The following is a 13059-nucleotide window of genomic DNA, read 5'->3' on the forward strand; positions in this document are numbered from 1 at the left end:
TTTAAGAAAATAAGCGCGGATTCATGTCTGTATTGCTCAAACCCCACTTCCCCGCCTCTCCCAACGGTTACATCCGCTGGGGGCAATTGTATGGCGCATCCCTCGACTGGTTGCTTGCCCAATCCGCGCAAAGCTTTGATAGCTTGCTGCTGCTGGCAGTGCCGGATGTGCATACCGCCTACCAGATGGAATCCGCCCTGCAATTTTTCGCCCCAGAAATCCCGCGTCACATTTTCCCCGATTGGGAAACCTTGCCCTACGACGTGTTTTCCCCGCACGAAGACATTATTTCCGAACGCCTGAAAACGCTGGCAACGCTGCAAAATCTCAAGCGCGGCATCTTGCTTGTGCCCGCCACCACCTTGATGCACCGCCTTGCACCCACCAGTTATGTACACGGGCATACCTTTGTGGTGCGCAAAGGTTCGCCGCTCAATATCGACAAATTGCGCAAGCAACTCGAAGAAGCAGGCTACCGCAACGTCAGTCAGGTAATGGCGCACGGTGAATACGCGACGCGTGGTTCGCTGGTCGATTTGTTCCCGATGGGCAGTCATACGCCCTACCGGATTGATTTGTTCGACGAGGAAATCGACTCGATCCGCACGTTTTCGCCGGAAACGCAGCGGACGGATACCGTCGTGGATAGCATCGAACTGCTACCAGCGCGGGAATTTCCGCTGGATGAAGCGGGGATTCGTACCTTCCGCCAGAATTATCGGGCGCAAGTCGAAGGCGATTTGAGCCGTAGCCGCATTTACGAAGGCGTGAGTCAGGGCAAACCGCCAGCGGGGATTGAGTATTACTTGCCGCTGTTCTTTGAACATACCGCGACGCTGTTTGATTACTTGCCGAAGAAAACCTTGCTAATACTCGCAGAGGGTGTGGATGCAGCAGTTAAGCAGTTCTGGGAAACGGTGGAATATCGGTATGAACAGCGGCGGCATGATATTGAAAGGCCGTTGCTCGCGCCGGAGAAGTTGTTTCTGACAGCGGCGATGTTGGGGAGTTGGTTGGAGGATTACCCACGGGTTGATGTACAACGCGGTAGGGGCGTATTGCATACGCCCTCTTCCTCTTCAACAGAAGACGAGGGAGAAAAAGAAAGAGGGCGTATGCAATACGCCCCTACGGTGGATTATGGGGTCGCCGCCCTGCCCTCGCTCCTCATCCACGCCCGCCAAGAACAGCCCCTGTTCCTGCTGTTCAATTTCCTCAAAGACCTGCAAGGGCGCGTACTATTCACCGCCGAATCTGCCGGGCGGCGTGAAGCCTTCCTCACCCTGCTGAAAGACAACGGCATCACGGTCAAGACGCTGGAGACCTGGCAGGATTTTCTCGGTAGCAAAGCAGAAATGGCGGTCACAGTTGCACCGTTGGAAAACGGTTTCTGGCTACCTGATGCAAAGATTGCGGTCATTCCCGAAAACCTGTTGCATGGGGTGCAAATCCAGCAGCAACGCCGTCGGCGCAAAGCTACCCGCGATGCCGATGCCATTATCCGCAACCTGACCGACCTCAACGAAGGCGCACCCGTAGTCCATGAGGAACACGGTGTCGGGCGTTATCTGGGGCTGGAAACGGTCACTGCGGGCGGGGTGACGGCGGAATATTTGCTGATCGAATACGCCAACCACGACAAGCTGTACGTCCCCGTCGCCGCGCTGCATCTGGTCAGCCGTTACACCGGGGCTGACCCGGAACACGCGCCCTTGCACCGCCTCGGCAATGAGCAGTGGGACAAGGCACGGCAAAAAGCGGCGGAAAAAGCCCGCGATGTGGCGGCGGAATTGCTCGACATCCACGCCCGTCGTGCCGCGCAGCAGGGGCATAGCTTCCCGTTTGACGACAATGATTACCGCCTGTTTGCAGGCGCGTTCCCATTTGAGGAAACGCCGGATCAGGCACTGGCGATTGAAAACGTGATCAAAGATATGCGTTCCGCGCAGCCGATGGATCGGGTGGTGTGCGGCGACGTGGGTTTCGGCAAGACCGAAGTGGCGATGCGGGCGGCGTTCGTGGCGGCAAATGCGGGCAAGCAGGTGGCGATGATTGCGCCGACGACCTTGCTGGCGCAGCAGCATTTGAACAATTTCCGTGACCGTTTTGCGGACTGGCCGTTCAATATCGAATCGCTGTCACGCTTCAAGACCGGCAAGGAAACCAGCAAAGCACTGGAGGCACTCGCCTCCGGCAAAATCGACATTGTGATCGGTACGCACAAGCTGTTGCAGGACGATGTGCATTTCAAGCAACTGGGGCTGGTGATTATCGACGAGGAACACCGCTTCGGGGTGCGCGACAAGGAGCAGATGAAAAAGCTGCGTGCCAATGTCGATATGCTGACCATGACTGCCACACCGATTCCGCGCACGCTGAATATGTCGCTGTCTGGCTTGCGTGATTTGTCGATCATTGCCACCCCGCCGACGCAACGCCATGCGATCAAAACCTTTGTGTGCGAGTGGAACAAAACCATCATTCAGGAGGCGTGTGCGCGGGAATTGTCACGCGGCGGGCAGGTGTATGTGCTGCACAATGAGGTCAAAACCATCGACAAAATCGAGCAGGAACTGAGCGCGATGTTGCCCGGTGTGACGGTGCGCCATGCCCACGGGCAGATGCGGGCGCACGAGCTGGAAAGCATTATGAGTGATTTTTACCACCAGCGTTTCCAGATTCTGATTGCGACCACCATCATTGAAAGTGGCATCGACGTGCCGACCGCCAACACGATTTTGATCAACCGTGCCGACAAGCTGGGGCTGGCGCAGTTGCACCAGTTGCGCGGGCGGGTCGGGCGTTCGCACCACCGCGCTTATGCCTATCTGATTGCGCCGCCGAAATCCGCACTTACGCCGGATGCGGTCAAGCGGCTGGAAGCGATTGAATCACTGGAAGAACTGGGAGTCGGTTTCACGCTGGCAACGCACGATCTGGAGATTCGCGGGGCGGGCGAATTGCTCGGCGAAGGGCAAAGCGGGCAGATTCAGGAAATCGGTTTCAACCTCTACAACGACCTGCTGGAACGCGCGGTGAAGGCGTTGAAGTCGGGCAAAGTGCCGGAATTGAGTGCCACCAGCCGCCGCACCACGGTGGAATTGGGTGCGCCTGCGCTGATCCCGGACGATTATTTGCCGGATGTCCATGCGCGGCTGATCCTCTACAAACGCATTGCCAGCGCGGAATCGCAGGCAGCACTGGACGAATTGCGAGTGGAAATGATCGACCGCTTCGGGCTGCTGCCAGAGCCGACCAAGACGCTGTTCAGCGTCACGCGGGTCAAGCTGCTGGCGCAAGAACTGGGCATCCGCAAGCTGGATATGCACGTCAAGGGCGGGCGGATTATCTTTGACGACAAGCCGAATATTGACCCGATGAAGGTGATTACCCTGATTCAGAAACGCCCGTGGGTGTTTAAGCTGGATGGGCAGGATAAGTTAAGGTTTGAGATTGAACTCCCGACGGTGGAGGAGCGGGAGGAGTGGGTTATCAAGCTGATAGGGGAGATTGGGGGATAACTAGAGTCCGAAATTGCCGCCAAGAGCAGTAACGCAGTTCAGTTTACAATTTTTCATTAGGATGCCAAATGAAACAAATTGGTTTTGACAAAAAGTTTTCTTTACTTGCTCAAGAAGCACACCTTGCCAAAAACACACTTTTATCTGGTTTTGATTTGCTATTGAAAGCAAACTTTTTTCAGGACAAAGACGGTTATTTTTACTCAGCTTTTTTCCATATATCCATTGGCATGGAACGAATTCTGAAACTAGCAGTTGTTACCCACTATATGCTAACGAATAACCATCAGACGCCAACCATCAAACAGTGAAAGAAAGACTTCGGACACGACATCAGAACACTTTACACAGAGTCATTGAAACTATTACCTATCTATCTTCATCCAAATGCTGCAACGCCGTCTAGGACACAAAACGATGAAGCATTGATTGATTTCTTCACAGAATACGGTGTTGGTAGTCGGTACTTCAACTTGAATGAAGTGTGTGAAGCAAAACAGGACAGAAGCCCACTAGACAAGTGGTTAGAGGTAGCAAGTGACATCTACGAAGAGTACACATCACACCAAATACGGGAACGATCCGCCCTGAACTTAATTTATCGGATGGATAGAAAAGGAATTCGTAACGACTTCACTCCTCATCTCGATGAACATGATCATCCAATGACTGTGTTTGATTGTCTATATCGTCAGTATGTCGTCCAGAAAAGTACTCCTTTAATCATCTGGCGACTGATTGAAATACTGCAACCAATCCACTTCTTACTTGAATCAATGGCACATAGAACCCATGACGAGGAAACACAGCACAAGGACATGGTGATTCCACACTACGAAGATTTCTTCTATTTTTTGCGTGCTGATAAACAAAGCATCAAAAGAAGGAAAAAATGGTTAGATATATTCAATTCATAAAAATTTCAAACGAATAAAGTCCATTAGTTAATTTCCTCTTTCTCTTCAATTAACTTACAAATAAGTCTGCACACATTGGGCGGTATTGAAAAGGTAGTCTGCCTAAACTTATATCCTGTATTCAGAGTCTGATTTATTTTCCAAGCCGGAATAGCATATTCCCGCTGGGTCACAGGATCAACTTTCCAGCTCATTTCAAGAGGAATAAAAAACTCCTCATTAGGGTCATCATTTCTATCTATAGATTGATATTCACTTAATGCCACCCCTTTTGCGACAATACCAACCTGATTATGATAAAGAAAGACAATATCTCCTTTTTTAATACCTGTGACACTCCACTTCCGCCCATAATATGCTGCGGCTTTATTGCCATTTAACATCTCAGTATATGCTTCGTCGTCCCATGTCACATTCGTATTAACAATCCAACAATGCTCTATAGAATCCGTATTTTCTCCAACAAGAACACCTGTGATATTTTCATAAGAACTAATCACAGATTCTTTATCTTCATCATTTACATCAACTCGATCCAATCTTTTAATTGCCTCCTCAATAACTAGAATCATATTTTCAGCACTATTCTTTATAACGCCATAATCAGGGAAGCTAATATTTCTATTATGAGCTATATCATTTCTATAATCAGACAAATCCTCCCACTTACTTCTCATGTCTTCTTTGCTCATATCAAAAATATTTCTAAAGTACTTATCCCAATTCGACACAGGGATATAACCTTTGATTGTCGCCACATCCTCATTGCTGAAATTTTCTTTATTCTTAATGGCTTTGATTAATGAATTATAATCAATAACAGAAATCTCCTTAAAAAGGACATCTGATAATTGCCTAAAATCAACTTTATAGAGATCATCTTCATGTAATGAGCTACTTTTTGACTCTTTTACTTTTTTTACAACATTTGCATCCACTTCTTTAACTGACCAGTTAACACCAACGTTAACAACCATAAACTGCGTAATTAAATAACGCATTAGATTCTCAACTTTATTAATCAATGGAAATAGCTCTATTGCATAACCTCTACCAACATCATCCCATAGAGTGTTTATATAAACATTTTTATTACTAACTCTTAATGATGCTTTTCTAATAAAACGCGAAGCGACTCTTAAAGATTCTGCATCTTCAGAAAGAATTGAAAATATTATATATCTATACTTATCACTATTATAGACGGAAGACACATCTCCATCAAACACTTTATATGAAACCACATGGCTTTTATTCTTCTCTATAAGATCAATTTCAGTATCGCTAATCTTAATATTATTATATGCCCTAAGAAAAGATAAGAATCCATCTTTACTACCACAGAAACCGTCATCCACATAAAATGCGATTAAATACTTAATTTCCATAAAGCTCGTAATCCTATCCGAAGTCACTATAAAAAATTTTCAATTAACGAATCTTATAGTAACAGTCGCAAGCTTAAAAATGAATCAAAAAATTCATACTATATACCGATCTCCTTGTTATTGATATTTTAACAAAAAAATCAATCATTTACACATAAACAATCATACCCAGCCACCTCATAGCATGGCACAATCCACAATGAATGGGGTCGTACTTGATTGAGTTTAATCACGTGACCAACAGCACCTGCTCTTCCACCCTTTCAGGCAAGCTGATCGGCACAAAGAACGCCTAATCCTCACCCAACTCACCCACCACTCGAACCCCACTGCCCACATAAAAACAAAATCATGCTGGCTGACTGATCCGCACTTCCACCCGCAACATCCACCCTATGCTATCCTACCCCCAACAAGATTTTTGGCGTTGGTTTATGTCCGCATCGGTAGCACTCAAGGCAAAGAACACCCCATCCCCCGGCACGGTCGGGCGCGGCAAAGCTGTCACCCTCGACAGCCTTCCCACCCACACGCATTGGACAGACGGGCAAGTCAGCCTCCACCTCGGCGATAGCTTCAACCACTACGCCCAATGGGACACCCCAACCGTCATCGTTTCCGACGGCGCGTATGGCATCCTCGGCTTTGAAGGCGACACCTCCGACCACCTCGGCATCGCCGCATGGTACGAACCGCACATTCAGGCATGGAGCCAACACGCCACCGCGCAAACCACCCTCTGGTTCTGGAACTCCGAAATCGGCTGGGCAAGCGTCCACCCCCTGCTGGAACGCCACGGCTGGCGTTACGTCAACGCCAATGTCTGGAACAAAGGCAAAGCCCACATCGCTGGCAACGTCAACACCGCCAAAATCCGCCGCTTCCCCGTCGTCACCGAAATGTGCGTCCAATACGTGTTTGAAGCACGGCTCGACAACCTCAGCTTGCAGCAATGGCTCTACCGCGAATGGAAACGCACCGGATTGACCCTGCGTAGAGCCAACGATGCCTGCGAAGTCAAGGACGTAGCCACCCGCAAATACCTCGACCAAGGCCACCTCTGGTATCCGCCACCGCCGGAAACCTTCGCCAAAATGGCCACTTACGCCAACCAGCATGGTAATCCGGCAGGCCGCCCCTACTTCTCCCGCGACGGCATACGCCCGATGACCGCCGACGAATGGGCAAGCCAACGCAGCAAATTCCACTGCCCAATGGGTTTCACCAACGTCTGGGAACGCAATCCCCTCAAAGGCGCAGAACGCATCCGCGTCCCCGAAATCAGCGGCAAAGCCGCCCACCTCAACCAAAAACCGTTGAACTTGATGGGCATGATCATTGAAGCCGCCAGCGACGCAGGCGATGTAGTATGGGAACCCTTCGGGGGATTGTTTTCAGCATCATTGGCAGCGAAACGCGCCGGACGCAGAGCGTTTGCCGGGGAAATCGACCCGACTTATTTCCAGCTTGGTCTGGAACGCTTCATGCCGCGCCAATCCACCCTGTTTTAAGCATCAGCGCACCACGTTGCCATTCGGCTGGATACCGAATTGCGCCGCCAGTATCGCACTGATGCTGGCATCGTCGCCCTTGGCAAGCAAACGATTCCACTCCCCAACCGTGCGCCCCTGAAATTCAGCCGCATAAACTTCCGCCTTGAACCGCTCAATAGATGGGTGAGCAATGCGATCAAGTTTGGCAAAGTTGGTATCCAAACGGTACGGAAACTGCGCCAACAATGCCCGCAACAGGGCTTGATATTCACGGGTCGGCAAATAAGCCGTACCACCAGCACCCCAGTTTTGCACCATTTGTTGCGCCTGAACATACTGCGCGGCAGTGCCTTGGAACTTGTAACCGTTCGTATTGGTTTGCTGCAAGTTGGAAGTCCGTGCTGACGTATCCTCCGGCTCTAGCACCAAATAATCCGGTGCTTTGTGGTAATGCTCATCCCGCACTTTGGCGATAGAGCCACCCGGAATCACCGCAATACCCACGATTTTTGGCTTACCGAAAATCAAAAACTCCGGCAACCACGCGAGCATGGCGACATGGGTTTGATCATGGGCAAAGTGGTTTTGGCTATCCTTGAAACGGGCGGTAATCTCAGTCGCCAACGGAAACCACGCCTTGATTTCCAGCCCCGGCATTGGGCTAATTTGCCCGTCAAACACTGTGTCAGGAAAACCGGGGTCTTGCCGCCGCCATTTGCCAAATCCGGCGAAGCTGCTTTGCTTGTTCAGGTACTCACAGGTGTTGAACTCAATCAAATTGCCCACCAACGGCGACAGCTTGGAAATAATCTTGGCGAGATTTGCCGCTGCTTCCGGTGATGCGGGCTTCGCCAGTTCCAGCACGTCAAAGCAGTGACCATTCAATGCCTGCATATGCTGGGTTGCCAGTGCGAGGATTTGTTGCGTATTCATGCACCTATCCTCAACTGCATTGCATTCAGGATGGCTTGTGCATCAGCCTTCAGCACCTGACAAATTTGCAGGAATTCCAACACATCCAGACGGCGTTCACCGCTTTCGTATTTGGAAACAAAGGACTGCGGACGCGCTAAACGGGAAGCAACATCAGATTGTGTCAATCCTGCCGTTTCACGGGCGGTGATCAACAAAGAACAAAAATGTTCGTATGCGGGAGAGTGTAAAGTTTTAGCCATCCGCGCATGATAAATCCTGAAATCGAATATCCCATTTCAGGATAAATGTGTTAGATTTGTATGAACTGATGAGGGACTAACCATGTTACAAGACTCGATTGTGGAAGAAATCCACCGCATCCGTGAAGAATACGCCAAACGGCTAGGCTACGACCTGAACAAAATCTGTGAAGAAATGCGCCAACGCCAAGCACAGGCAGGCCGCAAAGCCGTTACCCGTATGCCGCGTAAACTACGTCTCCAGCCGCAAGCGGCGTAAGGCTGAACGGGTTTATGTCCGCATCGGTAGCACTCAAGGCAAAGAACACCCCATCCCCCGGCACGGTCGGGCGCGGCAATGGTCTGGAACGCTTCATGCCGCGCCAGTCAGAAAAGACTGATGCAAGAAAACGCAAAAAGCATTCTTGGGCAGATATACCCAGCTTCGGCATGTGGGCAGACCGTGAAGAAATGGCAGACCCAACAGAATATGTACGAAACATTAGGAAACCGCGTTATACCCTGTAAGGCTAACCTTATAGACCGCGTCCATATCAGCAATCAACATACTTTGCGCCTTTTCAGTAATGCTTCCGCACGGCTTTCAAAGAGTAATGAACGGGCTTTGGCGGATACATCAGAACGTCCGCTGCGATACACCCTGCCAACGGGAACAGAGGGAAATACTGGGGACGCTTGTGTGTTGTTAACCATGTTCCAGTTCCCGCTTGAGGCTATCCATATCCACGGTAAACACCTCCACCTGTTCCTCTGCCAATGCTGCCAGAAAATCCACGCGGTCAAGTCCTGCAATGACCGCTGACTTTTCCAGCGACACAGCCCCGCTCACATACTGACGGATGGCTATCCCCAACTTCATCTCACGCACCGACTGCAATAGCTTATTGCCCAGTTCCTCACCCGAAATATAATCACTGTCCACCTGTCACTCCTCCTTACCCGACCACACTCAAATGCGGCTGCTTGAAATCCGTATCCTTAGCAAACACCGGAGGCAGCAAATTCGCCACAAACCGCAGCTTGCTCCCGTAATCGTCGAAGACCTTGCCACTCTTGTGGCAGTAAAGTTCAATCACTTCAGCAGCTTTGAGCAGACTGGCTTTTTCCGCCTCACTGACAACGACCACCTCACCGGGTTGAGTTTTCCCTTGCGGTGACAGAATCATGTACAGCGTCACGCCCCTGTCGTGCCCTTGCTGCCAAGCTTCTTCGTATTGCTCCACCGTCAACTCGTAGAAACAGGCTTCATTGGGTTCAAAACCCAACTTGAAGATGACAGAAACAGCCGGAAAAACGGTGAAAAACAGGTCAAACATGGGCTACGTCCCGTAAGTGCCAACATCGCAAGTTTAGCACTGGTTGATGAAAGCTGCCCACGCAGCACTGGGAAGCCATTTCAACTTTGGCAATCCCCCCAAAGCGTCTTATACTGGACATCAAGCAGCTTAGAGGACGCTACCATGCAAAAACATCAGGCTTTGCAACTACTTCGTGACCAATTCACCGAAATCCGCCAACGCTTCGGTGTCAAGCGGCTGGCACTGTTTGGCTCAACCGCCCGCGACGAAGCCCAAGCAGGCAGTGACGTGGATGTGCTGGTCGAATTCGATGGCAAAGCCGACTCCAAACGCTATTTCGGCCTGATGTTCTATTTAGAGGATATGCTCGGTTGTCCGTTGGACTTGGTGACAGACAAAGCCCTACGCCCCGAACTACGCCCCTTTGTGGAAAAGGATGCCATTTATGTCCCGTGAATGGCGTTTCTACCTCAATGACATGATTGAGTTCGCCGAACTGGTACTGGAATATACAGACGGCTATTCGCAAGCCGAGTTTGAGCAAGACCGCCGCACCTATGACGCGACCCTGCGTAATATGGAACTGATCGGCGAAGCGGCTACCCACATTCCTGACGAAATCCGCGAACAGATGTCAAACATCCCATGGCGGCAACTCATCGCTACCCGCAACCGTATCATCCACGCCTACATTGGCTTGGACAACGACATTCTGTGGAGCATCATTGAAACCAACATCCCACCATTACTGCAAGACCTGAAAGCCTTTAGGGATAGGTAGAGTCCACCCCAAACACATACCCCAAATCAATCCCCTGCTCGGCAAACGGCGGAATAAACACCTGCTGGCAATCCTCTGCCGTAACGCACTCTTTGGAAAATACCACCCGGTAATGCTCCCCCGCCAGTTCATAGGCGATCAGGGTTTTATTCTCCGGGGAAATCACCCAATAGTACGGCACTTGATACACCTGCAAGCGCATCAGGTGCATCACCAAATCCTTGCTTTCATGCCCCGGCGAGGTAATTTCACATACCCAGTCGGGCAAAATATCCACCACACCCTCCGGCGGATTGGGTACACGTTGCTTGCGCCACCCTGCGAGGTCATGGGTTGGGCAGTGGTGTTCACTGTAACGCACGCTGATTTCCGTCACGATCCACCAGCCATCTGCACCTTTGCGACGTTTGAAGGGAGAAACTTCATCAGAAAGCCCGGATTGCACCTGCGCATGGGCAAACCGCGCCATCGGGCGTTTCACGATTTCACCATTGATCAGCTCAATGCGCCCATCGGTTGTATCTGCCAGCAGCAGGTCATCGACTGTCGCAAACTTCCGCGCTTCCATCTAACGCCTCCACGTCAACCTTTTGATATTGACCGACAGATTACCCCTACCACACGCAAAAACAAAGTGGAGATCAGGTTAACCCACTGAGGCAAATGCGTTGTCAGCACGAATATTTGTAGCTACAATTCATAAATATCGCCACAAATGAGGCAACATTTATGCACGTCGCTGTCCGCGAACTCAAAAACCGCTTTTCCGAATACCTGAAATACGCCCAAGCAGGCGAAGAAATCATCGTCACCACCCACGGCAATCCCGTGGCACGTTTGACGCGCTTAGCACCCAATTTGCAACTTCGCGCCTCACAACCACTGGATAAATTAGCGTGGGTGCGGCGTGGACAAGCTGGCAAAAAACTGGGATTGCCTGCCGCGCAGCGTATCCGCTTAACCGATGGCGTGTCGTTGAGTGATTTGCTGCGGGAAGACCGTGCATGAGCATCCCCCTGCTTTATCTCGACACTTCCGCGTGGCTGAAATTGTATGTGGAAGAAGACGGTTCAGAAGCAGTCCATGCGGCGGTTGAACAAGCGGAACAGACTTGCACCCACCTGATCTAACCCATTAAAACCCGGACACCTCAACTTGTGAGGAATGATGGCATCTCCTATAAATCAATACTGGGGGCGTCTGTTTTTTGTTAACCATGCTCCAGTTCCCGCTTGAAGCTATCCATATCCACGGCGAACACTTCTATCTGCTCCGCAGCCAATCAAGTCACCATTCCCTCGAAACTTCGTCAACAACAAAATGGCAATAAAAAACCCCGCGATGCGGGGTTTTTTTATTATGGTTACAAAACCTTACGATTTTTTCGCAGCATCATCCACTTTAGCCGCATCACCTTTGCCAAACGGATCAGGGCGCGGTGTATCGTTAGTAGACGGTGGCAAAATCGGCAACTTGATGTCAGGCTGTTTACCTGTCAGGGTTTTCAAGAACGCCACAATATCAGCCGTTTCAGTTTCAGAGAATTTCTTACCCAACTGAATTTGACCCATAATCGTGACGGCCTCTTCCAACGTTTTCGCAGCACCATCGTGGAAATACGGATACGTCATTTCTACGTTGCGCAGTGTAGGTACTTTGAACTTGAAACGGTCAGCATCTTTGCCAGTAACACCCACCAAACCTTCGGCTTTGCTGTCGGTTTTGTACGGTTCAACTGCACCCATTTTCTGGAAGCTGGAGCCACCTACCGCAGGACCATTGTGGCAAGCCACGCAACCGCTATCTTTGAACAACTTGTAACCGTTGAGTTCTTTGTCATTCATCGCAGTCTCATCACCTTTCAACCAGCGGTCAAATTTGGAATCGGGTGTAACCAACGTTTCTTCAAATGCCGCAATAGCATCCGTCACCATGTCGATGTCGATCGAATCTTTGCCGAATGCCATCTTGAACTCGTCTTTATAGGCGGGAATGGATTCCAAGACACCAATGGCAAGTTCATGCGTGAACGCCATCTCTCCAGGGTTAGCAATCGGGCCACCGGCTTGAGCTTTCAAGTCTTTGGCGCGACCGTCCCAGAATTGCGCCACATTCATGCTGGAATTGAGCACAGTTGGTGAATTGATTGGGCCTTGTTGCCAATGGTCGCCGATGGAAGTGGGCAGGTTATCCGTGCCCCCCATGCTCAGGTTGTGGCAAGAGTTGCAAGAAATAAAGCCGGATTTGGATAAACGCGGATCAAAGTATAACTTTTTCCCTAACTCTACCATCGCCTCTTTTGGCACATAAGAAGGTAACGGTTTAATGGGTTCGTCTTTCACAACACTGGCTGCTTCTGCCGCCTTGGCAGGCTCAGCCTTGGTAGCTGTGTCCGCCCACACAGCAGTGGCAACACCAAGTGCCAGCAATGAAATCATCAGGGCTTGCGCTTTCATGAGTATCTCCTACTTTTTTGGGTAAATCTT

The 13059-nt window shown here is 50.3% G+C and carries 17 protein-coding genes; 10 read left to right on the forward strand and 7 right to left on the reverse strand.

From position 1 onward, the window contains the following. The first annotated feature begins 23 nt into the window (after positions 1-23). The 3 genes from mfd (at position 24) to BLV87_RS09025 (ending at position 4438) form a co-directional block, all read left to right on the forward strand. Positions 24-3521 (forward strand): transcription-repair coupling factor, encoded by a 3498-nt coding sequence (mfd, locus tag BLV87_RS09020; RefSeq protein WP_093067739.1) that lies wholly within the window; start codon positions 24-26, stop codon positions 3519-3521. A gap of 68 nt (positions 3522-3589) precedes the next feature. Continuing rightward, a complete protein-coding gene (locus BLV87_RS19670) occupies positions 3590-3832 on the forward strand; it encodes a hypothetical protein (RefSeq protein ID WP_217629964.1) in 243 nt (80 codons plus the stop codon). A 45-nt stretch (positions 3833-3877) separates the two neighbouring features. Continuing rightward, on the forward strand, positions 3878-4438 hold the full coding sequence (locus tag BLV87_RS09025; RefSeq protein WP_217629965.1) for a hypothetical protein: 561 nt from the start codon (positions 3878-3880) through the stop codon (positions 4436-4438). A gap of 23 nt (positions 4439-4461) precedes the next feature. Here the strand turns inward: BLV87_RS09025 and BLV87_RS09030 are convergent, their stop codons facing one another. Then, positions 4462-5826, reverse strand: coding sequence for a HEPN domain-containing protein (locus BLV87_RS09030; protein ID WP_093067742.1), 1365 nt, complete (start codon positions 5824-5826; stop codon positions 4462-4464). A gap of 434 nt (positions 5827-6260) precedes the next feature. Between BLV87_RS09030 and BLV87_RS09035 the strand changes: the two genes are divergently transcribed. Further along, entirely contained in the window at positions 6261-7337 is a 1077-nt protein-coding gene (locus tag BLV87_RS09035; RefSeq protein ID WP_093067938.1) for a DNA methyltransferase, read from the forward strand. Positions 7338-7340: 3 nt separating this feature from the next. Here the strand turns inward: BLV87_RS09035 and BLV87_RS09040 are convergent, their stop codons facing one another. Beyond that, positions 7341-8252, reverse strand: a complete 912-nt coding sequence (locus BLV87_RS09040) for a hypothetical protein (RefSeq protein ID WP_093067745.1) — start codon at positions 8250-8252, stop codon at positions 7341-7343. Continuing rightward, a complete protein-coding gene (locus tag BLV87_RS09045) occupies positions 8249-8494 on the reverse strand; it encodes a helix-turn-helix domain-containing protein (protein ID WP_093067748.1) in 246 nt (81 codons plus the stop codon). The genes BLV87_RS09040 and BLV87_RS09045 overlap by 4 nt, the downstream gene beginning before the upstream one ends. A gap of 82 nt (positions 8495-8576) precedes the next feature. Here BLV87_RS09045 and BLV87_RS19335 point away from each other — a divergent pair, with 82 nt between their 5' ends. Further along, positions 8577-8753 carry a hypothetical protein gene (locus BLV87_RS19335; protein ID WP_175517893.1) on the forward strand — a complete coding sequence of 59 codons (177 nt, stop codon included), beginning with the start codon at positions 8577-8579 and terminating at the stop codon, positions 8751-8753. A gap of 14 nt (positions 8754-8767) precedes the next feature. Further along, the gene (locus BLV87_RS09050; protein ID WP_093067751.1) at positions 8768-9001 is read left to right on the forward strand and encodes a hypothetical protein; all 234 of its coding nucleotides are present in this window, start codon (positions 8768-8770) and stop codon (positions 8999-9001) included. Positions 9002-9179: 178 nt separating this feature from the next. On the opposite strand, the gene BLV87_RS09055 is transcribed toward BLV87_RS09050, so the two are convergent. Beyond that, the gene (locus tag BLV87_RS09055) at positions 9180-9416 is read right to left on the reverse strand and encodes a UPF0175 family protein (protein WP_217629966.1); all 237 of its coding nucleotides are present in this window, start codon (positions 9414-9416) and stop codon (positions 9180-9182) included. Positions 9417-9429: 13 nt separating this feature from the next. Then, a complete protein-coding gene (locus BLV87_RS09060; protein ID WP_093067753.1) occupies positions 9430-9810 on the reverse strand; it encodes a hypothetical protein in 381 nt (126 codons plus the stop codon). Between the two features lie 144 nt (positions 9811-9954). On the opposite strand from BLV87_RS09060, the gene BLV87_RS09065 reads away from it, so the two are divergent. Both BLV87_RS09065 and BLV87_RS09070 read left to right on the forward strand, forming a co-directional pair. After that, positions 9955-10248 (forward strand): nucleotidyltransferase family protein, encoded by a 294-nt coding sequence (locus BLV87_RS09065; RefSeq protein WP_093067755.1) that lies wholly within the window; start codon positions 9955-9957, stop codon positions 10246-10248. Continuing rightward, positions 10238-10573, forward strand: coding sequence for a HepT-like ribonuclease domain-containing protein (locus BLV87_RS09070; RefSeq protein ID WP_093067757.1), 336 nt, complete (start codon positions 10238-10240; stop codon positions 10571-10573). The genes BLV87_RS09065 and BLV87_RS09070 overlap by 11 nt, the downstream gene beginning before the upstream one ends. Here the strand turns inward: BLV87_RS09070 and BLV87_RS09075 are convergent. After that, positions 10560-11141: a Uma2 family endonuclease gene (locus BLV87_RS09075; protein ID WP_093067760.1), complete on the reverse strand. Its 582-nt coding sequence runs from the start codon at positions 11139-11141 to the stop codon at positions 10560-10562. The genes BLV87_RS09070 and BLV87_RS09075 overlap by 14 nt on opposite strands. A gap of 161 nt (positions 11142-11302) precedes the next feature. Between BLV87_RS09075 and BLV87_RS09080 the strand changes: the two genes are divergently transcribed. Both BLV87_RS09080 and BLV87_RS19960 read left to right on the forward strand, forming a co-directional pair. Then, the gene (locus BLV87_RS09080; protein WP_093067763.1) at positions 11303-11581 is read left to right on the forward strand and encodes a type II toxin-antitoxin system Phd/YefM family antitoxin; all 279 of its coding nucleotides are present in this window, start codon (positions 11303-11305) and stop codon (positions 11579-11581) included. After that, positions 11578-11703: a PIN domain-containing protein gene (locus BLV87_RS19960; protein WP_139282150.1), complete on the forward strand. Its 126-nt coding sequence runs from the start codon at positions 11578-11580 to the stop codon at positions 11701-11703. Before BLV87_RS09080 ends, BLV87_RS19960 begins: the two co-directional genes overlap by 4 nt. Positions 11704-11946: 243 nt before the next feature. Here BLV87_RS19960 and BLV87_RS09085 read toward each other — a convergent pair whose 3' ends face one another. After that, entirely contained in the window at positions 11947-13029 is a 1083-nt protein-coding gene (locus BLV87_RS09085) for a cytochrome-c peroxidase (protein ID WP_093067766.1), read from the reverse strand. Between the last annotated feature and the right edge of the window lie 30 nt (positions 13030-13059).

This window comes from Thiothrix caldifontis, from assembly GCF_900107695.1.
Taxonomy (GTDB): Bacteria; Pseudomonadota; Gammaproteobacteria; order Thiotrichales; family Thiotrichaceae; genus Thiothrix; species Thiothrix caldifontis.